This window comes from Jannaschia donghaensis (assembly GCF_001403795.1).
Classification (GTDB): Bacteria; Pseudomonadota; Alphaproteobacteria; order Rhodobacterales; family Rhodobacteraceae; genus Jannaschia; species Jannaschia donghaensis.
The window spans coordinates 622,247-646,154 of sequence record NZ_CXSU01000011.1; the positions used below are offsets into that span (position 1 = coordinate 622,247).

Below are 23,908 nucleotides of genomic sequence, written 5' to 3' on the forward strand. Positions count from 1 at the left end.
CGGCGGCATGACGCCGAAGCGCGCGTTGCGGATGGTGTATTCGACCGACGCCTCGTCCCCGCCATACAGCCAGATCGCATCCGTCAGGTTGGGCGCGCCCTGTTCGCGGTCGCCCAGACCCGCATCGCCGTGGCACGACGCGCAATTGTCGGCGTAAAGCAGCGCGCCATCGGCGTCCGGCTGGGCCAACTCGCTCAGGCTGCGGACGTGTGCGGTCAGTGCGGCGATCTCCTCGTCCGACAGGACCTCGTCGAAGGCGGGCATCTGGGACCAACGCGCGTCGGGATCGTCTTCGTTGCGGATACCATGGCGGACGGTCGTCGCGATTTCTTCCAGCGTGCCCCCCCAAAGCCAATCGTCGTCAAGAAGGTTCGGATAGCCCGCCGCCTGAACACCCGCCGCCCCGCGCCCGTGACATTGGGAGCAATTGTTGGCGAAGACGGAGGATCCGGCGGACACAGCGAAGCGGTGCAACTCTTCGTTGGCGGGCAGCACGGCCAGGTCGGTGGCGACCAGGCTGTCGATCAGATCGGCGTTCGAAAGTGCAACGCGGTCGATGTCGGCGGCGACTTCGGCGCGTGTCGACCAACCGAGGATTCCTGTGGTCGCCCCGGACACGAGCGGCCAAGCGGGGAACAGGACGACATAGACCAGCCCCCAGACGATCGTCGCGTAAAAGGTCCACAGCCACCAGCGCGGCAGCGGCGTGTTCAACTCCTCGATCCCATCCCAGCTGTGACCGGTGGTTTCGGTCCCCGTTTCTTCGTCGATGCGCCGACCTTTGGTATCCCTGTCGGTCATTTGGAATTCCTTTGGCCGCGGTCGGATGCACCGTGGTCGCAGGTGCAATCCGGGCAGGCATTCGCGCAGGCCGCCGGCGGTGGGGCGTGGTCGTCGTTGAACGCCAATTGCGCCGCCTCGTCGTGCAGGGCGCGCGATCCGGGGCGGAAGACCCAGATCGCCATGCCGACGAAGAAGGTGAAGAACGCCAGAAGGCCCCAGCTGTCGGCGATTTCGCGCAGGAGTGAATAGAGATCCATGATGTGTTCCTCAGCGGCTGGCGTCGGGTTCGAAGGTGGAGAAATCCACCAGCGTGCCGAGCATCTGCAGATAGGCGATCAACGCGTCCATTTCGGTCAGCGCGGGCAGCCCGTCGAAGTTGCGGACCTGCGCCTTGGGATAGCGTTCCAGCAGGCCGTCGATATCCCCGAAGGGGTCCACCTGAACGCGGATGTCCGCATCGGCGGCGGCGATCATGTCATCGGTATAGGGAACGCCGACGAAGGCATGGGTCGCCACCAGCGCGCGGGTCTGATCGGTATTCAGCCTGGTATCGGCCAGGAAGGCGTATTGCGGCATGATCGATTCCGGCACCACGCTTTGCGGGTCCATCAGGTGATCGACGTGCCATTCGTCCGAATACCGCCCCCCGACGCGGGCCAGGTCCGGCCCGGTGCGTTTTGACCCCCATTGGAACGGGTGGTCGTACATCGACTCGGCGGCCAGGGAATAATGGCCGTAGCGTTCGACCTCGTCGCGCATCGGCCGGATCATCTGGCTGTGGCAGACATAGCAGCCCTCGCGCACGTAGATGTCGCGCCCGGCCAGCTCCAGCGGGGAATAGGGGCGCATGCCCTCCACCTCCTCGATGGTGTTCTCCAGCCAGAAAAGCGGCGCGATCTCCACGATGCCGCCGACCGACACCACCAAGAGCGATCCGACCAGAAGCAGCGTCGCGTTGCGCTCGAACCGCTGGTGGAAGGTGATGTTGGCCGTCACCTCGGGGGTCTCATTGGGCACCTCGCCTTCCGTCAAACCCTCGGTGGCGGTCACCACCTTGGGGTCGTCGGCGGGGTCGTAGTTCGGGTCGCGGGGATTCTTGGACATGATCTCACTCCGCCGGGGTTGCGATTGCGGCCGTCTGGGGCGCGCGGATGGTCATCCACATGTTCCAGACCATCACCAGCGCACCCGAGAGGTAGAGAACGCCCCCCAGGCCGCGCACGACATACATCGGGAACTTGGCCTCGACGGTGTCGGCGAAGGAGTTCACGAGGAAGCCATTGGCATCCACCTCGCGCCACATCAGGCCTTCCATGATTCCGGTCACCCACATCGAGGCCGCGTAGAGGACGATGCCCACCGTCGCCAACCAGAAGTGCAGGTTGATCGCCGGCATCGAATGCATCTGCGCCCGGTTCCATAGCTTCGGGGTCAGGAAATAGATGGCGGCGAAGGTGATCAGCCCGTTCCAGCCCAGCGCGCCGGAATGGACGTGCCCGATGGTCCAGTCGGTGTAATGGGACAGCGAATTGACCGCCCGGATCGACATCATTGGGCCTTCGAAGGTGGACATGCCGTAGAAGGCGAGGCTGGCGACCATCATGCGGATGATCGGGTCGGTGCGGATCTTGTCCCACGCCCCTTCCAGCGTCATCAGACCGTTGATCATGCCGCCCCAGCTGGGCATCCACAGCACGATCGAAAACACCATGCCCAGGGTAGAGGCCCAGTCGGGCAGTGCGGTGTAATGCAGGTGGTGCGGACCGGCCCAGATGTAGAGAAAAATAAGCGCCCAGAAGTGGATGATACTCAGCTTATAGCTGTAAACCGGGCGCCCCGCCTGCTTCGGTACGAAGTAATACATCATCCCAAGGAAACCGGCGGTAAGGAAGAAGCCGACTGCGTTATGGCCGTACCACCACTGCGTCATCGCGTCCTGCACGCCGGCAAAGACCTGCACCGACTTGGAGCCCCAGATCGAGACCGGGATCGACAGGTTGTTGACGATGTGCAGCATCGCGACCGTCACGATGAAGGCCAGGAAGAACCAGTTGGCGACGTAGATATGCTTCTCGCGCCGCTTGATGATCGTGCCCAGAAACACGGCCAGATAGGCGACCCAGACGATGGTCAGCCAGATGTCGACGTACCATTCCGGCTCGGCGTATTCCTTGGATTGCGTGGACCCCAGAAGATAGCCGGTGGCCGCCAGCACGATGAACAGATTGTAGCCCCAGAACACGAACCACGCGAGGTTGCCGCCCCAGAGCCGGGCCGACGACGTGCGCTGAACGATATAGAAGGATGTCGCGATCAGGGCGTTGCCGCCGAATGCGAAAATCACCGCCGACGTGTGCAGCGGGCGCAACCGGCCGAAATTCGTGAAGGGCTGGCCCCAGTCGAAGTTGAGCGCCGGAAACGCCAGTTGGAACGCGATGAACGTGCCCGCCAGCATCCCGATGACGCCCCAGCCCGCGGTGGCGATCACGCCGAACCGGACGGGGCCATCCATGTATCCGGTGGGGGCGGCATACCCGGTCGGAACAGGCTCCTCCATGCCGCGGATCGTGTAGAAGAACAGCCCTGCGGCCACCACCATGATGATGAGGGCGTGAACCATATAGGCCGCGTCCTGCGCGAAATTCGCAGCCATCGCGGCCACGAGCGCGATCAGCGCCAGTATCGTGATCTTGAGATAGTCCATGGGCGTCCCTTCCGTCCGGGGGCCGCCATCACGGACCCTCTTGCCCCGACGGCTAGGTGAGTCGCGCGCGGGCGGCCTTGATCTGGGTCAAGCGGGGGCCGATCGCGGCGCATCCTTTCGGTCGGGGGGTGTCGGCGGATTGATCCATGTCATTGCGACCGGCGGACAGACGGTCGATCGTCGAGGCTCACCCTTGGAGGACGGCCCGATGTTCAAGAAGATCCTGGCGACGTTCGACGGCTCCGACCATGCCGAAAAGGCGCTGCGCGTGGCCGCCGACATGGCCGAGAAATACGGCGGCACGCTTGAGATCGTCTATGTTCCGGAGGTGCCGACGACGGCGATCGCGATGGGGGCCTCCGCAATCGAAATGCCGGTGCGCGGCCCCGACTTCGAAGCCCACAACAAAGCGGTGCTGGACCGGGCAGAGGCCATCGCCGCCGACGCCGGTCTTTCCGCATCGGCGCAGACGTTGGACGGCAGCCCGGCCGAAGCCATCCTGGGCTACGCGACCGCCACCGATGCCGATCTGATCGTTGCCGGACGCCGTGGGTTGGGCACGTTGAAGGGTCTGGTCATGGGCAGCGTGTCGCAAAAGCTGACGGCCCATGCGAAATGCCCGATCCTGACGATCCAGTAGGACTAGGGCCAGTAGAATTCAGGCCAGTAAGTTCGGACGGGTCGTCGAACCGATGCTCAGTCTACGAGGCCGCCATCCTCGTCGTCTCCGGCTTCGGTCATCAGGACGGAAAGATCGTCGCACAGAACGCCCCGCTTGCCGTCCAGGCGGATAACGCCGTCTTTTTTCAACGCACTGATCTGGCGGCTGACGGTTTCGATCGTCAGACCCAGATAGGTGGCCATCGCCTCGCGCGTCAGCGGCAGATCGGCGCGCAGCGGGCGCGCAGCGGTGGAGGCGCGACGCAGCACGATGGCCAGCAAAGTCGCCACTTTTTCCCGCGCTGTCTTGCGCCCGAGGACGAGCATCCAGTCGCGCGCCGCGTCCAATTCGTCGAGCGACATTTCCAGCAGCCGACCTGCGACATGGGGGGTTTCGGCCATCATCGTCTCGAATGCGGGGCGGTCGAACATGCACATGGTAACGTCGGTGGCCGCGACGACTTCGTAGGGGGCCGCGGCGCGACCGGGCCGGCCGACGAAATCCGACGGCAACAACAGACCGACCATCTGCATCCGACCATCCTCCATCGAACGGGTCAGCGTGGCGCAACCGATGACGATGGATGCGACGAAGGGCAGAGCATCGCCTTCCAGCACGATCGTTTCCCCGGCCTTCCACGACCGGTACGACTTCATCGAAGCCAGCCGGTCGAGTTCGGGGCCGTCGCAACTGGCGCAGACGGCGCGGTGCCGGATCGGGCACTGATTGCAATCCGACTTGGCAAGCTGAAGGTCGATGCGGGTCATGACCCTTCATTCCACGCGGTTTGATGCACATCAAGGCGGACGCCGGAACGTCACGGCAAGTCTGGGTTCCATGACAGATGACATCGCACCGTCCACCGCCCGTGCCCTGGCTGGCCGCGCGCCCCGTTATACCAGTTATCCGCCGGCGACGCAGTTCACCGCGTCCGTGGGGCCGGATCAGGCACTGGCCTGGCTTGGCCGGGTCGACCCGTCCGAGCCTGTGTCCATCTACGTTCATATTCCGTTTTGCCGTCGGCTCTGCTGGTTCTGCGCGTGCCGTACGCAGGGGGCGAAGACGGTCGCGCCGCTGGCACCCTATCTCGATGCGTTGGAGCGGGAGATCGCGCTGGTCGCGACGGCGTTGCCGCCCGGCCTCCGGGTCGGACATCTTCACCTTGGGGGTGGCACACCGACGTTTCTGCCCCCCCGCCTGATGGCGCGGCTGTTCGCGATGCTGGACCGCGCGTTTCCCCGCACCCCGGGCGTCGAGATTTCGGTGGAGGTGGACCCGACCGAACTGGACGATGCCCGGCTGGACGCGCTTGCCGCCGGCGGCGTCACGCGGGCGAGCCTTGGCGTGCAGGATTTCGAGCCGAAGGTTCAGGCCGCCATCGGGCGCCCGCAGGGTTTTGCCCAGACGCAGGCGGCCGTCGATGGGTTGCGGGCGCGGGACATCGCGGCGATCAATCTGGACCTGCTCTATGGTCTGCCCCATCAGACCGGCGAGACGCTGGCGCGAACGATCGAGCTTGCCCTTTCGCTGACCCCCGATCGACTGGCGCTTTATGGCTATGCCCATGTTCCCTGGGCGTCCAAACGTCAGATCATGATCCGGGAGGCGGATTTGCCCGGTCCGGCCATGCGTCTGAACCTGACGCGCCTTGCCGCCGGTCGTTTTCGCGATGCGGGGTACCGCCGTGTCGGCATCGACCATTTTGCACGGCCCGACGATCCGATGACCCGCGCCGCACAGGACGGAACGCTGCGGCGCAATTTCCAGGGCTACACCGTCGATTCCGCGTCGACCCTGATCGGGCTTGGGGCGTCCGCAATCTCCTGCCTGCCGCAGGGCTTCGTTCAGAATGCCAGCCGAACCGCCGATTGGAAGGCGCGCTTGGTGCAGGGGCGGCTTGCGACGGTGCGGGGACATGCGCTCAAACCATCGGACCGGCTGGAGGGCGCGGTGATCGAGCGGCTGCTTTGCGATTTCACGGTCGATCCGGCCCGGTTCCACGACCCGGTCGCGGTGCGTCGGATGATCGGCCGCGCGGCGCAGGCCTGGCCCGACGCCGCCCGGATCGGGGGCGACGGCATTCTGCGTCTCAGGCGGGACGCGCGGCACATCGCGCGCATGATCGCCATGGAAATGGACGCTTACGCCGCCCCCGAAGGCAGGCACAGCGTCGCGGTTTGACGTCGTGCGGGTCGCTGTGCAGAGGGCTGTCAGGATCGCATTCGGTCGAATCCCGGGTCGTAGGGTGACGGTGCGATGATCTTCGCGGGCACGGGGTCGCCGACGATATCGACGTGCAGCGCCGTTCCCGGTTCGGCAAGGTCGGGGTCCACGAAGGCATAGGCCAGGTTCAATCTGGTCCGGTGCCCCCAATCGCCGGACGTGACGGTGCCCACGATCCGCCCGTCGCGACGGACCGACGCACCCCCAAGGCCCGGCGCGTGATCGCAGTCGATCGCCAGCGTGACGCGTGTTTTCCGGTGGCCCGCGGCCGCGCGTGTCACCAGCGCGTCCTTGCCCACGAAGTCCGGCTTCTCCAGCTTCACGAAGCGGTCCAGACCGGTTTCGAACGGATCGAATTCGGTCAAGATGTCCGCCTTCCAGTGCAGAAACCCTTTCTCCATCCGCATCGACTCCACGGCCCGTGACCCGAACAGCCGCAGGTCGTGCGCGGCCCCCGCCTTGCGCAATGCCGCGTAGGCGGCCTGCAGGTTCTGGTTGGGGATGTGCAACTCGTAGGCCAATTCGCCCGAGAAACTGACACCCAGAACGGTCGCGGGCGCGATCCCGATGTGCGTCTCGCGTGCCGAAAGCCAAGGGAATGCTTCCCTGGACCAATCGCCCCGCGCCACCGCCGACAGCACGTCGCGGGCACGCGGGCCCGCCAGAACCAGGATGGTCTGAGCATTGGTCAACGACCGGATCGTGACGTCCTCGCTGGGGCGCAGATGCGACGTCAGCCAATCCATGTCGTGAAATTCCGACGCCGCGGCCGATCCGTACCAGACGCGCTCCGGGCCACGGTCGGATGCGGGTAGGTTGATCAGCGTCGCTTCTGCCTTGAGCATACCGTGATGGTTGAGCAGGTACCCAAGGCCCACGCGCCCCGGCCTGCGCGGGACTGTCCCGCAGACCATCCGGTCGAGAAAGGCATGGGTGTCAGTGCCGGTCAATTCGAAGCGGTTGAAGCCGGACACTTCGGTCAGGCCCACGCCGGTGGCGACGGCCTGCACCTCGGCGGCGACGAGGGCGTGAACCTCGTTGAAATGATAGCCGAGTGTTTCCGTGAAATCGGGTGCCGGTTTGATGTAATCGACCCGTTCCCAGCCATTCACGGTTCCCATTTCGGCCCCTTCGCCCAGCAGGAGCGGCGTCAGCGGCGTGGTCTTCATCGGCCGGCCCGCCGGGCGATGTTCGTGGGGGAAGTGGAACCGGAATTCGTTCTGGTAATCCTCGACGGCCTTCAATGCCGTCAACTCAACGGTCGCATGGCCCGTGAACCGCCGGGGATCGATGATCCAGGTGTCGTATTCCGCTTCGCCGTGCACGATCTGCTGGGCCAGAAGCCAGCCATGGCCGCCCCCTTCGCCCAGACCGGCGCGCAAACCGATGATGCAGAAGGCGTTCCGCTTGCCGGGGACCGGTCCGACCAGGGGCGCGCCGTCGATTGTATAGGTGATCGGTCCATTCACAACCTCCCGGATCCCCGTTTCCATCAGCGCGGGCATTCGTTCGAAGGCCCCTTCCAGCACGTCGGTCACCCGGTCCAGATCATCGGGGCAGAGCGCGTTGGTGAAATGCGGATCGATCCCGTCCATGCCCCAGGTCCGGCAATCCTGTTCGTAGAACCCCAAAAGCAGCCCGCCTTTTTCCTGACGGCAGTAATAGTCGCTGATCGGGCAGCGCAGCAGCGGCATCCGATGCCCGGCGTCGGCGATGGCTGGGATATCTTCGGTCAGGAAATACTGATGTTCCATCGACGCAACGGGGTGGCTTACCCCCATCATCGCGCCGATCTCGTTGCAGCGGTATCCGCCCGCGTTGACCACGACGTCGCATCGCACGTCGCCCTTGTCGGTATGAACGGTCCAAGTGGCGTCGGCGTGTTGCGTCAGCCCGGTGACCTGCGTGTGACGGTTGACCTCCGCCCCCGCCAGCCGCGCGCGGCGGGCCAGCGCCTGGCACAGCTGGGCGGGATCGATGTGCCCATCCGTCGGATCCCACAGCCCCCCCAGAAGGTTGTCGGTCGAGATCAGAGGATGACGCCGGGCGCATTCGGCGGCGTCGATGACTTCGAACTCCACGTCCATCCCGGCGGCCATCGAAGTGAAGTGGCGGTAGCCATCCATCTGCGCCTGTGTGTTCGCCAACCGGATGCCGCCGTCGCCGAAGTTGTAGCCCACCGGATAGTCGGCATCGTCGCGCAGATCCTTGTAGAGCGAGATGGAATGAGACTTCAGCCCCACCATTGTCTGCGTCATGCCGAAGTTCGTGACTTGCGCGGCGGAATGCCAGGTCGTGCCGGACGTCAGCTCGTCCCGCTCGATCAACATGACGTCGGTCCAGCCTTCCTGCGTCAGATGATAGAGCGCGGAGCATCCCGCGATTCCGCCGCCGATGACGACGACCCGTGCCTGATCCCGCATCTGGTCGGTATCCTTTCAGAAAACTTTGGCCTGTGTCCTTGATGGCCCGATGTCTGCGAAACGCAAGGATTTCGTGGCCGGCATCGCCGCCCATGTCGGTGGCAGACCTAGCGAAGACGCGGCGACCAGAGGCGGGACAGCACGAAGAACCCGAATGCGATGCTGACGATGCTTGGGCCGACTGGCGTGTCGACGTAAAGCGAGCCGACCACGCCCAGGGCCGCGCAGACCATGCCGATTAATGCGGCAAGGCCCGCCATGCGTTCCGGTGTGCGGCAAAAGGGGCGCGCCGTCGCCGCCGGGATCAGCAGCAGGGCCCCGATCAAAAGCGCGCCGACGACCTTGATCCCGCAGGCGACCACCACGGCCAGCGCGATCGTCAGGAACAATTGCTCGCGCTTGGGGTCGATGCCCGCGGCCCGCGAAAGATCCGCGCCCAGCGTCGCCGTCAACAAGGCTGACCATCGCCATGTCAGCAACCCGGCCACGACAAGGGCGCCGATCCACACGAGGGCAAGGTCGGCCTTCGTGACCGATAGGATGTCGCCGAACAGATAGCCCATCAAATCGATCCGCACGTTCGGCAGGAGGGAGGCTGTGACCAGGCCCAGGGCCAGCGCAGCATGGGCCGTGACCCCCAGGATCGTATCACTCGCCGTGCCGCGATCGGCCAGCGTCGAGACGGCCAGCGCCATCAAAAGCGCCACGACCAGCGCCCCGCCGAACACCGGCGCGTCCACCGCGACGGCCAGTGCCACCCCGAGGATCGATGCATGCGCCGTCGCATCCGAGAAATAGGCCATGCGCCGCCAGACGACGAAACACCCCAAAGGGCCGGCCGCCAGCGCGACACCGAGGCCGGCCAGGGCCGCGCGGATCAGGAAACTGTCGAGAAGCATCACGCGTGTTCATCATCCGTGTGCGAATGGTCGTGGTGATGGTCGTGACCATGTTCGTGGCGGTAGAGGGCCAGAGCCCCGCCGGTGCCAGTGCCGAACAGCGCGCGGTATTCCGGGGCCGAGGCCACATGCTCCGGGTGTCCTTCGCAGCAGACATGACCGTTCAGACAGATGACGCGGTCGGACGCGGCCATGACGACGTGCAATTCGTGGCTGACCATCAGGACGGCGCATCCCGTTTCGGCGCGGATCGCCGCGATCTGCCGATAGAAGGCGGCGGAGCCCGGCTGGTCGAGCCCCTGCGTCGGCTCGTCCAGGATCAGCAGATGCGGATCGTGGAGCAACGCGCGCGCCAGAAGGATGCGTTGCCGCTGCCCCCCCGACAGGTCCGCCAATTGCTGGCGACCGGCGTGTGGCAATCCGGCGCGGTGCAGGGCCGCCTGCGCCTGCGTGTCGGTGATCGCATGCGGCAGGCCAAGGAAACGGCGCACCGTCATCGGCAGGTGCGGATCGGTGGACAGGGTTTGCGGGACGTATCCGATGCGAAGGTCCGGCGCGCGCACGACGCGCCCCGCGGATGGCGCGACGGCCCCGATCATCGCGCGCAGCAGCGTGGACTTGCCGGACCCGTTCGGCCCGACGAGCGTCACGATTTCGCCCGCGCGGATGCTCAGATCGATGCCATGCAGAACCAGGCGCCCACCTTGGCGAACGTCGAGGTTTTCAGTCCGGATCAGCGGCAGTGTCACGCGGGGGTCGCCTGGCATCCGGGGCAGAGTCCCTCCGCCTCCAGCACGGCGCTTTCGACGGTAAACCCTGTTCCGGCGGCGGCCTGGCCCAGTGCCGCGTCGCTGTCGGCCTGGGTTTCGGCCACGGCGGCGCAGTTGCGGCAGATCAGCAGAACCGGGGCATGACGCTTTTCGGGCGCGCTGCAGGCGACGAAGGCGTTCAAGCGCTCGACGCGGTGCGCGAAACCATGCGTAACAAGGAAGTCGAGCGCGCGGTAAGCCACCGGCGGTTGCGGCTTCAGCCCGTCGTCGCGCAGTACGTCGAGAATTTCGTAGGCCCCCATCGCGCGATGATTGCGCAGCAGAATCGCCAGCACCCGGCGACGGATCGGGGTCAACTGCAGCCCCTCGTCGGCGCAGCGGGCATCCGTCGCGGCCAGCGCGCTTTCGATACAGTCGGAATGATCGTGGGTTTCGAACCCGATGGGTGTCATGGAGGGTTGATATATTATAACATCACTTCTATCAAGCGACCGTCATTCGGAGAGCCCCATGATCCCTCGCCTTGCGCCGCTTCTTGCCTGCCTGACCTTTCCGGCCGTCGCCGATGTGCCCGCCGTCGTCGCCGATATCGGTCCCGTGCATTCGATGGTCGCGCGCGTGATGGACGGTGTGGGGAACCCCAGGTTGCTGATCCCGGCCGGTGTGTCGCCACACGGTCACGCGATGCGCCCGTCGGAAGCGGACGCTTTGGCGCGGGCGGACATTGTGTTTTGGGTGGGGACCGCCTTGGCCCCGTGGCTGGACCGCGCCGTGGACAGCCTGGCCTCCGATGCGATGTCCGTCGAATTGCTGGAAACCGCGGCGGGCGCGCCCGAGGGGGCCGAGGAAGATCATGACGACGACGTGGATAACGATGCGCATGACGATCACGATGGCCACGACCACGGGGACATCGATCCACATGCCTGGCTCGATCCCGTGACGGGCAAGCTGTGGCTGGACAGGATCGCGGACGTGCTGGCCGAGGCGGACCCCGAAAACGCGATCATCTATGCGGCCAATGCGGAGGCCGGGAAGGCCGAACTCGACACCCTTGTGGTGGAGGTTCGGGCGCAGCTGGAACCGGTGCGGGGGCGCGGCTACATCACGTTTCACGACGCTTACCACGGGTTCGAGACGCGGTTCGACATGCCGTCGCTTGGCGCGATCTCGGTCAGCGATGCGGTTCCGCCGTCGGCCGGTCAGGTGGCCAGGTTGCGCGATGTCGTCACCACGGCCAAGGCCGTCTGCGTCTTTTCCGAACCGCAGTTCGACCCCGGCCTGGTCGAGACGTTGACCGAAGGGACAGAAGCGCGCGCCGGCGTTCTGGACCCGCTGGGGGCGACGCTGCAGCCCGGCATGACTCTTTATCCGACGCTGCTGCGTAGCATCGCCACGGCCCTGGAAGACTGTCTGTCCCGCTGACGTTGTTCGGCGATCTGACCCGCCGTCTTGGTTCGAGGATCAAGAAGGGGACTCGACAAGTGCGATTCAAAACTAGAACATAACAAGAACATTAAGCGATTCTCCGGTGCTGCCTCCATGACGTCTTCCGCCTCGGACCCTGCGCCGCCTGCCTTTACCGAAACGTTCTGCAGCACGCGGGACGGGGCTGGGACGGGTCTGGTTCTGGCGCAGATGGATGCCGTTTTGGCCCGGATGCCCGGCGGGAAAGGCCCCGTCCTTTGGGTGCAGGAGGCGCGCGCCGCACAGGAAGGCGGCGTGCCCTGTCAGCGGGGGATCGCGGAACTCGGGTTGAACATGCCCATTCTGCGCATCGCGGCCCGATCGGCCGCCGATGCGCTCTGGGCGATGGAGGAGGGTCTGGAATGCGCCGCACTGTCCGCTGTCGTGGGCGAGATCTGGGGGAACCCCAAGGCTCTCGATTTTACGGCAACCAAACGTCTTGCCCTGCGCTCGCGCCAATCGGGCGTGCCCTTTTGGCTGCTGCGGCCCGACGGGGTGGCCGATCTGTCGGTCGCGCCCGACCGCTGGCGGGTGAGTGCGACGCGATCGTCCGACAATCCGTGGGACGCGCGCGCGCCGGGTCGGGCGCGTTGGCTCGCCGATCTGTTTCGCACGCGGCGCGGTGCCCCCGCCACCTGGGTGGCCGGACATGACCCGGCGGCGCATCGTGTCGATCTGGTTGCCGCGCTTCCCGATCGCGCGCTGGGAGAGGGTGACGACCGCGCAGCCCAGCCTGCCTTGCGCTCCGTGGGAGGAGGCGGCTGACGGCCCCGATGCCGATGCCCCCCTGGTCCTGGCTGCGCCCGGCCCCCACGGCCCCGTCGTCCATGCCGCCAACCCGGCGGCCCTGACGGGGGGGACCAAGCGGGGCATGCGCCTGACCGATGCCCGCGCCCTGACGCCCGAACTGCAGGTGGTGGAGGCCGACCTGCGCGGTGACGCGGAAGCGCTGCGCCGCCTGACACTCTGGTCCCGGCGCTGGTGTCCGTGGTCCGCGTCCGACGGGGCGGACGGCCTGGTGCTCGACACGACGGGCTCCGACCATCTTTGGGGTGGGGAGGCGGCGATACTGGCCGACATGGAAATGCGCCTGGCCGATCTGGGACAGGACGCGCGTCTTGCCGTGGCCCCCACCCACGGGGCCGCCTGGGCGCTGGCCCGCTACGGCGATCTGCGTGAAAACTGCGGGCCGTCCGCATTGAAGGCGCGGTTGGCGATGCTGCCGGTCGCGGCCCTGCGGCTGGACGGGGCGACGCTTCTGACCCTGCGCCGCTTGGGCATCAAGCGCATCGGGGATTTGATGCTGATCCCGCGCGCCACTTTGGAGCGCCGCTTCGGCCGTGATGGGCGCGCGTTGATGACGCCGCTGCGCCGGCTGGACCAGATGACCGGCGACCTGCCCGAACCCATCGTCAGCCCCGCCCCGCCGCAGCGGTTTCGCGTCGTGCACCGCCTGGCCGAGCCTGTGATGGACCCGCAGCCGCTGTTGCCGGAACCGCTGGGAATGCTCTGCGCCGAAATGGCGGATGCGGGGCAGGGGCTGCGCGGCATCCGGCTGGAGCTGTATCGCACCGACGGCACCGCCAGCCGCTTCGAGACGGGATGTTCACAAGCCAGCCGCGACCCCGCGCATCTGCTCAACCTGATGGCGCGCCATTTCGAGAGTTTGGACGCAGGCTTCGGCTTCGACACGCTGAGCCTTGAGGCACTGCGCCCCGAACCGCTGTCGGCCGCGCAGATCCGGCTGGACGGGGGCGTGCAATCGGATGTCGCGCTTGCCACGCTGATCGATCGTCTGGCGGTTCGGCTGGGCCCGCAGGCGGTGCAGCTGCCCGATCCGCGCGAAAGTCACCTGCCCGAACGCGCCGATGCCTGGTCGCCGGCCGTCCGCCGTGCCGACCTGCTGGCCCCCGGCGGATTGGGCGGCGGCGGGATGATCGCCGCGTCCCGTGAACGGCCCGTCCGCCTGCTGCACGCGCCCGAACGTATCGAAGTGCTGTATGCCGTGCCCGAAGGGCCGCCCGTGCGGTTCAAATGGCGCCGTAAACCCTATGTCATCCGCCGCCACCAAGGCCCCGAACGCATCGCGCCCGAATGGTGGCGCGCGCGGCCCGGCACGCGGCTGCGCGACTACTACAAGGTGGAGGTGGAGGCGGGGGAACGCTACTGGCTGTTCCGCGAAGGTATCCTGGGGGACGGGCGTGGCGATACCCCGGATTGGTTCCTGCATGGTCTTTTCGCGTGAGCCTGTGCTGCTGTTTCAAAATCTTGGCGCGTTGCCGATGTCGGAGCCTTCGGCGGAGGTATTTCCGGCCAGAAGACCGCAAGCTGATCCAGCCTGCCGCGCCCTGCATCAGCTTGGCGGCACGGGCAACGAAAAGCCTTTTCCTGACAAGGTCATCGGCTCCTCAGCCTGCGGCGCAGGCACACAATGGCGCGACGTCCTTAATGGCGCGTTACCTCTGTCTTCTTCTGACCGAAAATACCCATTTCACTCGTTCCCTGCGCTGACCCATGCCTGATCAGCCCCTCACCCCCGATCGCCGCACCCTCGACCCCGAACAGGAGTTCACCGAGAATCGGCCCGCCCCCTTCGTGGAACTGGGGATGGCATCTTGTTTCTCGTTCCTGCACGGGGCGTCCGACGCCGTCGATCTGGCGCTGACCGCCTGGAAAATGGGATACCATCGGATTGGGATCGCGGATCGCAATTCCATGGCCGGCATCGTGCGGATGCATGTCGAAGTCGGCAAGACCCGGATGAAGCCCCTGATCGGCACGCGGATCGTGCTGGCCTGTGGCACCGAATTTCTGGCCTATCCCCGCGACCGCGACGCTTATGGCAACCTTTGCGCGCTGATTTCCAAGGGGCGAATGCGCGGTCTGGACGGGGAATGGCAGGCCAAGGGGCAATGCGATCTGAGCCTTGCGGATCTGGCCGCCCATCAGACGGGGACGATCTTGATCGTCCTGCCCCCCGACGATCTGGCCGCGTTCGAGGCGGATCTGCCGCGCCTGACGGCCAAGCTGCCGTCGCTGTCGCACATAGCCGCGACGCATCTCTATCGCGGGGACGATCATGCGCGCATCGAACGGCTGGACCGGCTGGCGCGCGGACACGGGCTTCGTCTTCTGGCGACGAACGACGTACAGTATCACACCCCCGAAAGGCGCCCGCTGCAGGACGTGATGACCTGCATCCGCGAGAAGGTGAAGCTGTCGGAGGCGGGGTTCCACCTGTCGCCCAATGCCGAGCGTCACCTCAAGTCGCCCGAGGAGATGATCCGCCTGTTCGCGCGCTGGCCCCACGCGATCCGGGAAAGCCTGCGGATCGCCGAACAGCTGGACTTCGACCTCGGACAACTGAGCTATGAATATCCCGAAGATCACATTCCGGCGGGGCGCACCCCAGACGAACACCTGCGCATCCTGACCGAAGACGGGGCTGCGCGGCGATACCCGGACGGCATCCCGCAGAAGGTGCGCGACGCCATCGAGATGGAGCTGACGTTCATCGCCGGACGCGATCTTGCGCGGTATTTCATCACCATCCAGGAAATCGTCTCCTTCGGCCGGGGTGCTGGCATCCTGTGTCAGGGGCGCGGGTCCGCTGCCAATTCCGCCGTCTGCTTCTGTCTGGAAATCACGTCCGTGGATCCCGCCCTCAACGAGGTGCTGTTCGAGCGGTTCCTGTCCGCCGACCGCAACGAGCCGCCCGACATCGACGTCGACTTCGAGCACGAGCGGCGCGAGGAGGTGATCCAGCATATCTACGAACGCTACGGCCGCGAACATGCGGGCCTGTGCGCCACGGTCATCCACTACCGCCCCCGCATGGCGATCCGGGAGGTGGGCAAGGTGCTGGGCCTGTCCGAAGACGTGACAACCGCGCTGGCCAAGACCGTCTGGGGCAGTTGGGGTCGGTCGGTCGACGATATGCACCTGGAGGATTCGGGCGTGAACCTGACGGATCCGAGGATCCGGCAGGCGATCCGGCTGACCGACATGCTGATCGGGATGCCGCGACATCTGGGACAGCACGTGGGCGGGTTCATCCTGACGCAGCATCCGCTGACCCGCACCGTGCCCATCGGCAACGGGGCGATGCCGGAGCGGACGTTCATCGAATGGGACAAGGACGACATCGACGCGCTGGGTATCTTCAAGATGGACGTTCTGGCGCTGGGAATGCTGACCTGCATCGCAAAATCCTTCGGCCTGCTGCGGGATCATCACGGCATCGAGATGGATCTGGCCACGGTGAAGGAGGGGGACACGGCGACCTATGACATGCTGTGTCGTGGCGATTCCCTGGGGGTGTTCCAGGTGGAAAGCCGGGCGCAGATGGCGATGCTGCCCAAGCTGAAGCCGCGGGTGTTCTACGATCTGGTGATCCAGGTCGCCATCGTCCGTCCCGGCCCGATCCAGGGCGATATGGTGCATCCCTACCTCAAGCGCCGGCGCGGGGCCGAAACTCCGGAATATCCGACACCTGGTCCCCGCTATGATCAGGACGAGTTGAAGAACATTCTTTCGCGAACCTTGGGTGTGCCCATCTTTCAGGAACAGGCGATGAAAATCGCTATCGTCGCCGCCGAGTTTTCGGGTGCCGAAGCCAACGGTCTGCGCCGAGCCATGGCCACCTTTCGGTCGAAGGAGGATATCACCCGGCACAAGGCACGGATGATCGACCGAATGGTGGATCGCGGGTACGAACGCGATTTCGCCGCCCGGTGCTTCAGCCAGATCGAGGGATTTGGGGAATACGGCTTCCCCGAAAGCCATGCCGCCAGTTTCGCGCATCTGGTCTATGTGTCCAGCTATCTCAAGTGCCACCATCCCGACGTCTTCGCCTGCGCGCTTCTGAACTCGCAGCCCATGGGGTTCTACGCGCCCGCGCAGATCGTCGATATGGCCCGGCGGGCGGGCGTGGAGATCCGCACGATCGACGTGAACTACTCGGCTTGGGACAACACGCTGGAGCCCGTGTCGCCCGGTGTCTTCGCCCTGCGCCTGGGGCTGCGGCAGCTCTCGGGATTTCGGGAGGAGAATGCGGGGCGTCTGGTCGCGGCGCGCATGGCCCCGTTCGCCGGTGTCGATGATTTGCGGCGACGCACCCGGATCGACAAGCGCGGGATGGAAATCCTGGCCAATGCCGATGCTTTCCGTTCTTGCGGGCAGGATCGGCGCGCCGCGCTTTGGGACGCGAAGGCCATCCGCTCGGGGCCGGACCTGCCGCTGTTCACCCACGAGGATGCGCCGGACGTCGGGGCGGAGCCGGTGCATATTCTGCCCGACATGCCGATGCGCGAACAGGTGGTCGCCGACTACCAGACCGCGCGTCTGTCGCTGAAGGCGCATCCCGTCGGCTTCATGCGTCGCGCGATGGACCGGGGCGGATATACGGCGGCGGTCGATCTGCGCAGCTGCCGCTTCAATCAGAAGGTCTCGGTCGCAGGGCTGGTCCTGATCCGCCAGAAACCGGGCAGTGCCAAGGGCGTCTGTTTCATCACCCTGGAGGACGAAACGGGCGTGGTGAACATCGTCGTCTGGCCCGACCTGTTCAAACGATTCCGCAAGGCGATCATGTCCGCGCGGCTGATGGCGGTGCACGGACACGTGCAATACGACGGGGCCGTCCTGCACGTCGTGGCCCACGATATCTTGGACCGCAACGATGCGTTGGCCAATCTTTCGGCGGACGAGCTTGGCCCGACTTTGGGCCGCGGGGACGAGGTGGCGCGGCCCGTGCCGCAGCACGGCGGCCGGCACCCCCGCGACGTGCGCGTCATTCCGAAATCGCGCGATTTTCACTGATTTCATCGCGAAAACCTGCGGATATCGAGTCACACATCCAAGCGAAATGATGACAACTCGACCCGTCCTATCGACGCGACGTCATTCAGCCTTCTAGGTTCGCGCCAAGGTCGCAGTCGCGAAAAGAACCATGCCTCCCGGGGGACTGCACCCGAAGGCGATCAAGCAGGTGGCGACATGCAGTACATACAGGACCTCTTCGTTCAATCCGCACAGAACGGGATGGAGGCGATCGCCAAACTGATATGGCCGGCGCTCGCCTTCCTGGCGATCGGGATGCTGACGAAGGGCCGACAGCTTTTCACCGACATGCGGCGCGCCGTTCCCGAAACGTCGCTGAACATTAAGCTGATGATGTTCAACCTCCTCTTCGTCGCGCCGGGGCTCGTCCTGTTCTCGCAGTGGTCGCACAATCTGGTGGTCGGGAACGGCTATGCGATCTTCGTGCCGATGGACTGGTCCGTTCTGGACCCGCTGGTCATCATGCTGGTGGCGATCTTCATCGGGGATTTCACCGGATACTGGCGCCATCGGTTGGAGCATACTCCGATCCTCTGGCCCAGCCACGCGGTCCATCATTCGGACGAGGAGATGACCTGGCTTACGCTGCAGCGGTTTCACCCCGTCAATCGGCTGACGACCTTCGCCATCGACTCCTCCGTTCTCCTCCTCCTCGGGTTTCCCGCCTTCGCCATCATCGCGAACTCCCTCGTGCGACACTACTATGGCTACCTGATCCACGCCGACCTGCCCTGGACCTACGGCCGGGCGAGCCATGTCTTCGTATCCCCGGCGATGCACCGCTGGCATCACAGCTTGGACGAACGGTTCTTCCAGACGAACTTCGCCACCGTGTTTTCGATCTTCGATCGGGCATTCGGCACCTACCGCGTTCCAGGCCCGTGCACCTCGCCGCTGGGCGTCACGGACGATATCGACCGGACCCTGCGCGCACAGCTCGGGTACATGTTCACGCCGAGGGCCTATCGGAAGATCACATCCGGGGCCGCTTCGATCTTCAGCTGGAAGACCGCACCCAAAGAGGATGCGCCCGAAGCCATCACGGGGCAAGGCGACCCGACCTGACCGGCGAAAACCCGGCAATCCCCCCCCTCAACTGTCCTGCCTGACGCGCCAAAGCTGCGTCAGCAGCCGCAGCGTGTCCGTGCGGTGTGCAATTCGGCCCAAATGCCGCCACATGAATCGGGCAAATAAGGCGAAAGTTTGTAAGGGATTTGTCATGACCATACTGGAAGCCACAATTCTCGCCGCATCCTTCGGCATCCTCATGGCGATCGTCCGGTTCGCCGTCCTTGCCTGGGCACCTCGGTCCTTCGCGGCCCGCCTTCTTCGCAAGACCATCGTCTGATCGGAGAGGCGGCCACCGGCCGCCTCTGCCCAATCAAAAGTCTAGGTTCTCGACGCTCAGGGCATTGTCCTGAATGAACTCGCGCCGCGGTTCCACCACGTCGCCCATCAGCTTGGTGAAGACGTCGTCGGCCTCGGCGATATCCTCGACCTTCACTTGCAAGAGCGTACGGGCCTCCGGGTCCAGCGTTGTTTCCCACAGCTGACTGGGGTTCATCTCTCCCAGACCCTTGTAGCGTTGAAGCGTCAGACCCTTCTCGCCCTCTGCCAGCACGGCGTTGAGCAGATCCGTCGGCCCATGCACCATATTCTCGCGATCCTTGCGGATTAGACGGGCTGGATCGCGGTAGACTTCGCGGTTCTCGCTCGAAACCTGGGCGAGCTTGCGTGCCTCGCCCGACCGCAAAACGGCCCCGTCCAGCGTGCGCACTTCTTCGACCCCGCGCAGCACGCGGGCCAGCTTGATACCGTGATCTTGCGTAATGCGGCCCTGCCAGCCGCGCTCGTATTCCTCGGCCACCTGGTCCAGTCGCTTGGCCACGGCATCCGCGACGCCCTGCAGATCCGAATCCGCCTGACCCGCCTCGAAGGCACCGGCCATGGCGGCCTGTTCCAGAATATGACGCGGATAATGCGTGGGAAAGGCGTCCAGGATGCGTTTGAAATTGCGCGCGCCCTGAATCACCCGGTCCAGGTCATTTCCTGCGATCTCCTCGCCCGACGGCAGCAGCAAAGTTGCGCCATCGGTGCCTTGCTGCACCAGATAATCCTCCAGCGCGGTCTGATCCTTCAGATAAACCTCTGACCGGCCACGGCCGACTTTGAACAGCGGAGGTTGCGCGATATAAAGGTGCCCGTTCTCGATGATCTGCGGCATCTGACGGTAAAAGAACGTCAGCAGCAGCGTGCGAATGTGCGCGCCGTCGACATCCGCGTCGGTCATGATGATGATTTTGTGATAGCGCAGCTTGTCTACGTTGAATTCATCGCGCCCGATGCCGGTGCCCATCGCGGTGATGAGTGTGCCGATTTCCTGGCTGCCCAGCATCCGGTCGAAGCGCGCACGCTCCACGTTCAGGATCTTGCCGCGCAGGGGCAGCACGGCTTGGTTCTGACGCGCGCGGCCCTGTTTGGCCGATCCACCGGCCGAGTCGCCCTCGACCAGGAACAGCTCCGCCTTGGACGGGTCCTTTTCCTGACAATCGGCCAGCTTGCCGGGCAGGGACGCGACGTCCATTGCCGTCTTGCGGCGTGTCAGTTCCCGCGCCTTTCGCGCGGCTTCGCGGGCGAAGGCGGCCTCAATGATCTTGCCGACGACTTGCTTTGCGACCTGGGGATTCTCCTCGAACCATTCGGCCAGTTTCTCGTTCACGAGGTTCTCGACCGCCGGACGCACTTCGGACGAGACCAGCTTGTCTTTGGTCTGGCTGGAGAATTTCGGATCCGGCACCTTGACCGACAACACGCAGGTCAGCCCTTCGCGGGCGTCGTCGCCGGTGAAGCTGACCTTCTCCTTGCGGGCGATACCGCTGGATTGCGCATAGAGGTTGATCGTCCGCGTCAACGCACCGCGCAGGCCCGCCAGATGCGTGCCGCCATCGCGCTGGGGAATGTTGTTGGTGAACGGCAGGACCATCTCGTTGTAGCTGTCGTTCCACCACATCGCGACCTCTACGCCGATGCCGTCGCGTTCGCCTTCCATGTAGATCGGCGCATCCATCACGGCCGTCTTGGAGCGGTCGAGATATTTCACGAATTCGCGCACGCCGCCTTCGTAGAACAGCTCGCTGCGCAATGGCTCCGCCGGCCGGTGATCTTCCAGAACGATACGCACGCCGGAGTTCAGGAACGCCAGTTCGCGCAGGCGCGTTTCCAACGTCTTGAAGATGTAATCCAGGTTCGAGAACGTATCGAGGGAGGCCATGAATCGCACCTCCGTCCCCGTCTCTTTGGTGTCGCCGACGATTTCCAGATGCTTGACCGTGTCGCCATGCTCGAACCGGGCGACGTGTTCCTTGCCGTCGCGCCAGACGCGCAGTTCCAGCCAGTTCGACAGGGCGTTGACCACGGACACGCCGACGCCGTGCAAACCACCCGACACCTTGTAAGAATTCTGGTCGAATTTCCCGCCCGCGTGCAGCTGGGTCATGATGACCTCGGCCGCCGAGACGCCCTCTTCCTCGTGAATGCCGACGGGAATACCGCGTCCGTTGTCGCGGACGGAGACGCTGGAATCGGCGTGGATCTTGACGGTGACATAGGTCGCGTGACCGGCCAGCGCCTCGTCGATGCCGTTGTCGACCACCTCATAGACCATGTGATGCAGGCCCGATCCGTCGTCGGTGTCGCCGATGTACATGCCGGGGCGTTTGCGAACCGCCTCCAAGCCTTTGAGAACCTTGATGGAATCCGCGCCGTATTCCTGCGGCACTGGCTCTTGATCGGACATCTGTGTTTTTTCCCGTTCTGTTGCGCAAGATATACGCATTTTGGGGGGCAGTGTCACGGGAACGGCACCATATTTTGTGCCCGGACCGTGATGAAATCAGACGTCGATTTCCGTGGTCTCGCTGGTTCCGCCGGCATCGGCGACGTGAAGGTGCATCGCGGCCTCGCCCAATTCGGAAAACAGCTCCGACCCGGTGCCGGTCAGAAACGCCTGACCGCCCAGGTCCAGCAGTTCGGAATAGAGCGCCGCGCGCCGCTCGGCATCCAGATGCGCGGCCACTTCGTCCAGCAGCAGGATCGGGGCCACACCCGTTCCGGTCTTCAGCGCCCGTGCATTGGCAAGGATCAGCGAGATCAGCAGGGCCTTCTGTTCCCCGGTGGAACACAGCCGGGCGTCCATGTCCTTGGCGGCGTACCGGCCAAGCAAATCGGCGCGGTGCGGGCCCACGAGTGTCCGGCCCGCGGCCATGTCGCGGGGGCGGGACCGGGCGAAGGCATCGCGCAGCGCCGTTTCGGTCTGCGGCGCGACGTCTTCGGCGTGCGTCAGGGTCAACGTGGCGGCGGGGAAGGGCCCATCCTCGGTCTGAGCGGATTTGAGTCGCGTCAGGGCCTGCGCACGGCGGTCGTGGATGCCAGCCCCGTGCCGCGCCATCTGAACTTCCAGGGCATCGAACCAATGCGCATCCCGGACCCCGTCCTTGAGCAGTCGGTTCCGGTCGCGCATCGCCTTTTCGTAGGCCAGCACGCCCTCGCCGTGATCGGGCAGGAAGCTCAGGGTCATGCGGTCGAGAAACCGTCGCCGCCCCTCCGCCCCTTCCAGCCAGAGACGGTCCATCGACGGCACCAGCCACAGCACCCGCGCCAGTTGGGCCAGCGCGATCTGCGGCGCGGCCTTGCCGTCGATCTGGGTTGTGCGTGGCGCACCGGGTTCGGCCCGCAGCTCCACTTCGTGCCCCGCCAGGTCCGCGGCGATGCGCCAGCCGATCGCCTCGGGCTTGCGGATAATCTCCTCGGCCTGCGCGCGGCGCATGCCGCGCCCCGGCGACAGCAAGGACACGGCTTCCAGAAGGTTGGTCTTGCCCGCTCCGTTCGGTCCGTGAACTGCGACGGGGCGTGCATCGAACGTCAGGCGGGTGCGCCGGTGCGAGCGGAAGTGCGACAGGGCCAGCGTCGTGACGCGGCCCGCGACCGTCTCAGACACGCATCGGCATGACGACGTAGATCGCCGACAGGTCGTCGCCTTCGCGCATCAGGGCCGGATCGCCCGCATTGTTGAACAGGAACGTCGCCATCTCCAGATCGACCTGCGCGGCGATTTCCTGAAGGTATTTCGCGTTGAAGCCGATCTCCAACTTCTCGTCGGCATAGGCGACCGCGATTTCTTCTTCGGCATTGCCCGAGTCGGGGGCGTTCACCGAAAGCGTCAGCCGGTCTTCGTCCAGCATCAACTTCACCGCGCGGGAGCGTTCGGAAGACACTGTGGCCACGCGGTCGACGGCCTTGGCGAAATCCTTGGCGTCGACTTTCAATTCGCGCGTGTTGCCCTGCGGGATGACGCGGGCATAATCCGGGAACGTACCGTCGATGACCTTGGAGGTCAGGGTGATGTCAGGCGTGGCGAAGCGGATCTTGGTTTCGGATACCGACACCGCGATCTGCGCATCATCGTCCGACAGCAATTTGCGCACCTGATCGACGGTTTTGCGGGGCACGATGACGCCTGGCATCTCCTCGGCCCCGTCGGGCAGGTCGGCATCGACGCGGGCCAGACGGTGTCCGTCGGTCGCCACGGCGCGGAATTTGCGGCCGCCGTCGGCCTCGGCTACGTGCATGTAGACGCCGTTGAGGTAATACCGCGTCTCTTCAGTCGAGATGGCGAAGCGTGTCTTGTCGAACAGGCGGCGCAGCACGCTGGCCTTGCAACTGAAGTTCGCGGAATAATCCGAAGACGCCATGACGGGAAAGTCTTCCTTCGCCAGCGTCGCCAGCGAAAAGTGCGACCGGCCGGCGGTGATGTCGAGCCGTCCCTGCGCCTGATCCTCGGCCACCTGCACCAGCGCCCCATCGGGCAGCTTGCGCACGATCTCGTGGAACAGGACCGCCGAAACGGTCGTTCCGCCCGGACGTTCGACCTGCGCGACGGCCTTGTCGATCACCTCGATGTCGAGGTCGGTCGCCTTGAAGCTGACTCCATCGCCGTCGGCCTCCATCAGAACGTTGGCCAGGATCGGGATGGTGTTGCGTCGCTCGACGACGGCCTGCGCCTGGCTGACGGCATCAAGAAGCGCGGCGCGCTCGATGGAGAATTTCATGGCTCGAACCTCGGTAATCGGAGCGGCAGAATA

General features: G+C 65.1%; 21 protein-coding genes. 9 read left to right on the top strand and 12 right to left on the bottom strand.

What is annotated here, in order from left to right:
- The 4 genes from ccoP to ccoN form a co-directional block, all read right to left on the bottom strand.
- Positions 1 to 801, bottom strand: an 801-nt coding sequence (gene ccoP / locus JDO7802_RS07500; protein ID WP_055084132.1) for a cytochrome-c oxidase, cbb3-type subunit III, incomplete at its 3' end; no start/stop codon positions are given.
- Positions 798 to 1,040 (bottom strand): CcoQ/FixQ family Cbb3-type cytochrome c oxidase assembly chaperone, encoded by a 243-nt coding sequence (locus JDO7802_RS07505; protein WP_055084134.1) that lies wholly within the window; start codon positions 1,038 to 1,040, stop codon positions 798 to 800. The genes JDO7802_RS07505 and ccoP, both read right to left, overlap by 4 nt.
- A 10-nt stretch (positions 1,041 to 1,050) precedes the next feature.
- Positions 1,051 to 1,887 carry a cytochrome-c oxidase, cbb3-type subunit II gene (gene ccoO, locus JDO7802_RS07510; RefSeq protein WP_083481067.1) on the bottom strand — a complete coding sequence of 279 codons (837 nt, stop codon included), beginning with the start codon at positions 1,885 to 1,887 and terminating at the stop codon, positions 1,051 to 1,053.
- 4 nt (positions 1,888 to 1,891) lie between these two features.
- Positions 1,892 to 3,487, bottom strand: a complete 1,596-nt coding sequence (gene ccoN, locus JDO7802_RS07515; RefSeq protein ID WP_055084136.1) for a cytochrome-c oxidase, cbb3-type subunit I — start codon at positions 3,485 to 3,487, stop codon at positions 1,892 to 1,894.
- Between the two features lie 208 nt (positions 3,488 to 3,695).
- On the opposite strand from ccoN, the gene JDO7802_RS07520 reads away from it, so the two are divergent.
- Positions 3,696 to 4,127 carry a universal stress protein gene (locus tag JDO7802_RS07520; protein ID WP_055084138.1) on the top strand — a complete coding sequence of 144 codons (432 nt, stop codon included), beginning with the start codon at positions 3,696 to 3,698 and terminating at the stop codon, positions 4,125 to 4,127.
- Between the two features lie 56 nt (positions 4,128 to 4,183).
- On the opposite strand, the gene fnrL is transcribed toward JDO7802_RS07520, so the two are convergent.
- Complete coding sequence (gene fnrL / locus JDO7802_RS07525; protein WP_055084140.1) at positions 4,184 to 4,915, bottom strand: transcriptional regulator FnrL; 732 nt, start codon at positions 4,913 to 4,915, stop codon at positions 4,184 to 4,186.
- Between the two features lie 70 nt (positions 4,916 to 4,985).
- On the opposite strand from fnrL, the gene hemN reads away from it, so the two are divergent.
- On the top strand, positions 4,986 to 6,329 hold the full coding sequence (hemN, locus tag JDO7802_RS07530) for an oxygen-independent coproporphyrinogen III oxidase (protein ID WP_055084820.1): 1,344 nt from the start codon (positions 4,986 to 4,988) through the stop codon (positions 6,327 to 6,329).
- 29 nt (positions 6,330 to 6,358) lie between these two features.
- On the opposite strand, the gene JDO7802_RS07535 is transcribed toward hemN, so the two are convergent.
- The 4 genes from JDO7802_RS07535 to JDO7802_RS07550 all read right to left on the bottom strand — a co-directional run bounded on the left by JDO7802_RS07535 (position 6,359) and on the right by JDO7802_RS07550 (position 10,915).
- Positions 6,359 to 8,794 carry a GcvT family protein gene (locus JDO7802_RS07535; protein WP_055084142.1) on the bottom strand — a complete coding sequence of 812 codons (2,436 nt, stop codon included), beginning with the start codon at positions 8,792 to 8,794 and terminating at the stop codon, positions 6,359 to 6,361.
- A 107-nt stretch (positions 8,795 to 8,901) separates the two neighbouring features.
- The gene (locus JDO7802_RS07540) at positions 8,902 to 9,696 is read right to left on the bottom strand and encodes a metal ABC transporter permease (RefSeq protein ID WP_222836398.1); all 795 of its coding nucleotides are present in this window, start codon (positions 9,694 to 9,696) and stop codon (positions 8,902 to 8,904) included.
- Positions 9,693 to 10,436 (bottom strand): metal ABC transporter ATP-binding protein, encoded by a 744-nt coding sequence (locus tag JDO7802_RS07545; protein WP_055084822.1) that lies wholly within the window; start codon positions 10,434 to 10,436, stop codon positions 9,693 to 9,695. Before JDO7802_RS07545 ends, JDO7802_RS07540 begins: the two co-directional genes overlap by 4 nt.
- Before the next feature lie 2 nt (positions 10,437 to 10,438).
- Complete coding sequence (locus JDO7802_RS07550; protein WP_055084146.1) at positions 10,439 to 10,915, bottom strand: helix-turn-helix domain-containing protein; 477 nt, start codon at positions 10,913 to 10,915, stop codon at positions 10,439 to 10,441.
- 58 nt (positions 10,916 to 10,973) lie between these two features.
- Here JDO7802_RS07550 and JDO7802_RS07555 point away from each other — a divergent pair, with 58 nt between their 5' ends.
- The 7 genes from JDO7802_RS07555 (at position 10,974) to JDO7802_RS18690 (ending at position 19,116) form a co-directional block, all read left to right on the top strand.
- On the top strand, positions 10,974 to 11,888 hold the full coding sequence (locus JDO7802_RS07555) for a zinc ABC transporter substrate-binding protein (protein ID WP_055084148.1): 915 nt from the start codon (positions 10,974 to 10,976) through the stop codon (positions 11,886 to 11,888).
- 117 nt (positions 11,889 to 12,005) lie between these two features.
- Complete coding sequence (locus tag JDO7802_RS17940) at positions 12,006 to 12,695, top strand: ImuA family protein (protein ID WP_055084150.1); 690 nt, start codon at positions 12,006 to 12,008, stop codon at positions 12,693 to 12,695.
- Positions 12,580 to 14,175: a Y-family DNA polymerase gene (locus JDO7802_RS07565; RefSeq protein WP_083481070.1), complete on the top strand. Its 1,596-nt coding sequence runs from the start codon at positions 12,580 to 12,582 to the stop codon at positions 14,173 to 14,175. The genes JDO7802_RS17940 and JDO7802_RS07565 overlap by 116 nt, the downstream gene beginning before the upstream one ends.
- The gene (locus JDO7802_RS17945; protein ID WP_144430551.1) at positions 14,159 to 14,452 is read left to right on the top strand and encodes a hypothetical protein; all 294 of its coding nucleotides are present in this window, start codon (positions 14,159 to 14,161) and stop codon (positions 14,450 to 14,452) included. The genes JDO7802_RS07565 and JDO7802_RS17945 overlap by 17 nt, the downstream gene beginning before the upstream one ends.
- A complete protein-coding gene (locus JDO7802_RS07570) occupies positions 14,445 to 17,747 on the top strand; it encodes an error-prone DNA polymerase (protein WP_055084153.1) in 3,303 nt (1,100 codons plus the stop codon). Before JDO7802_RS17945 ends, JDO7802_RS07570 begins: the two co-directional genes overlap by 8 nt.
- A 177-nt stretch (positions 17,748 to 17,924) precedes the next feature.
- A complete protein-coding gene (locus JDO7802_RS07575; RefSeq protein WP_144430552.1) occupies positions 17,925 to 18,833 on the top strand; it encodes a sterol desaturase family protein in 909 nt (302 codons plus the stop codon).
- A gap of 154 nt (positions 18,834 to 18,987) precedes the next feature.
- A complete protein-coding gene (locus tag JDO7802_RS18690; protein ID WP_275934851.1) occupies positions 18,988 to 19,116 on the top strand; it encodes a hypothetical protein in 129 nt (42 codons plus the stop codon).
- Between the two features lie 33 nt (positions 19,117 to 19,149).
- Here JDO7802_RS18690 and gyrB read toward each other — a convergent pair whose 3' ends face one another.
- The 3 genes from gyrB to dnaN all read right to left on the bottom strand — a co-directional run bounded on the left by gyrB (position 19,150) and on the right by dnaN (position 23,875).
- Positions 19,150 to 21,564: a DNA topoisomerase (ATP-hydrolyzing) subunit B gene (gyrB, locus tag JDO7802_RS07580; RefSeq protein ID WP_055084157.1), complete on the bottom strand. Its 2,415-nt coding sequence runs from the start codon at positions 21,562 to 21,564 to the stop codon at positions 19,150 to 19,152.
- Between the two features lie 96 nt (positions 21,565 to 21,660).
- Positions 21,661 to 22,764: a DNA replication/repair protein RecF gene (gene recF, locus JDO7802_RS07585; RefSeq protein WP_055084158.1), complete on the bottom strand. Its 1,104-nt coding sequence runs from the start codon at positions 22,762 to 22,764 to the stop codon at positions 21,661 to 21,663.
- Complete coding sequence (gene dnaN / locus JDO7802_RS07590) at positions 22,757 to 23,875, bottom strand: DNA polymerase III subunit beta (RefSeq protein WP_055084161.1); 1,119 nt, start codon at positions 23,873 to 23,875, stop codon at positions 22,757 to 22,759. Before dnaN ends, recF begins: the two co-directional genes overlap by 8 nt.
- Positions 23,876 to 23,908 lie beyond the last annotated feature (33 nt).

Bases quoted from the DNA above. Each gene is read 5' to 3' on its own strand.
- JDO7802_RS07505 (WP_055084134.1), bottom strand. From the start codon at position 1,040: ATGGATCTCTATTCACTCCTGCGCGAAATCGCCGACAGCTGGGGCCTT.
- ccoO (WP_083481067.1), bottom strand. From the start codon at position 1,887: ATGTCCAAGAATCCCCGCGACCCGAACTACGACCCCGCCGACGACCCC.
- ccoN (WP_055084136.1), bottom strand. From the start codon at position 3,487: ATGGACTATCTCAAGATCACGATACTGGCGCTGATCGCGCTCGTGGCC.
- JDO7802_RS07520 (WP_055084138.1), top strand. From the start codon at position 3,696: ATGTTCAAGAAGATCCTGGCGACGTTCGACGGCTCCGACCATGCCGAA.
- fnrL (WP_055084140.1), bottom strand. From the start codon at position 4,915: ATGACCCGCATCGACCTTCAGCTTGCCAAGTCGGATTGCAATCAGTGC.
- hemN (WP_055084820.1), top strand. From the start codon at position 4,986: ATGACAGATGACATCGCACCGTCCACCGCCCGTGCCCTGGCTGGCCGC.
- JDO7802_RS07535 (WP_055084142.1), bottom strand. From the start codon at position 8,794: ATGCGGGATCAGGCACGGGTCGTCGTCATCGGCGGCGGAATCGCGGGA.
- JDO7802_RS07550 (WP_055084146.1), bottom strand. From the start codon at position 10,915: ATGACACCCATCGGGTTCGAAACCCACGATCATTCCGACTGTATCGAA.
- JDO7802_RS07555 (WP_055084148.1), top strand. From the start codon at position 10,974: ATGATCCCTCGCCTTGCGCCGCTTCTTGCCTGCCTGACCTTTCCGGCC.
- JDO7802_RS17940 (WP_055084150.1), top strand. From the start codon at position 12,006: ATGACGTCTTCCGCCTCGGACCCTGCGCCGCCTGCCTTTACCGAAACG.
- JDO7802_RS07565 (WP_083481070.1), top strand. From the start codon at position 12,580: ATGACCCGGCGGCGCATCGTGTCGATCTGGTTGCCGCGCTTCCCGATC.
- JDO7802_RS17945 (WP_144430551.1), top strand. From the start codon at position 14,159: ATGGTCTTTTCGCGTGAGCCTGTGCTGCTGTTTCAAAATCTTGGCGCG.
- JDO7802_RS07570 (WP_055084153.1), top strand. From the start codon at position 14,445: ATGCCTGATCAGCCCCTCACCCCCGATCGCCGCACCCTCGACCCCGAA.
- JDO7802_RS07575 (WP_144430552.1), top strand. From the start codon at position 17,925: ATGCAGTACATACAGGACCTCTTCGTTCAATCCGCACAGAACGGGATG.
- JDO7802_RS18690 (WP_275934851.1), top strand. From the start codon at position 18,988: ATGACCATACTGGAAGCCACAATTCTCGCCGCATCCTTCGGCATCCTC.
- gyrB (WP_055084157.1), bottom strand. From the start codon at position 21,564: ATGTCCGATCAAGAGCCAGTGCCGCAGGAATACGGCGCGGATTCCATC.
- dnaN (WP_055084161.1), bottom strand. From the start codon at position 23,875: ATGAAATTCTCCATCGAGCGCGCCGCGCTTCTTGATGCCGTCAGCCAG.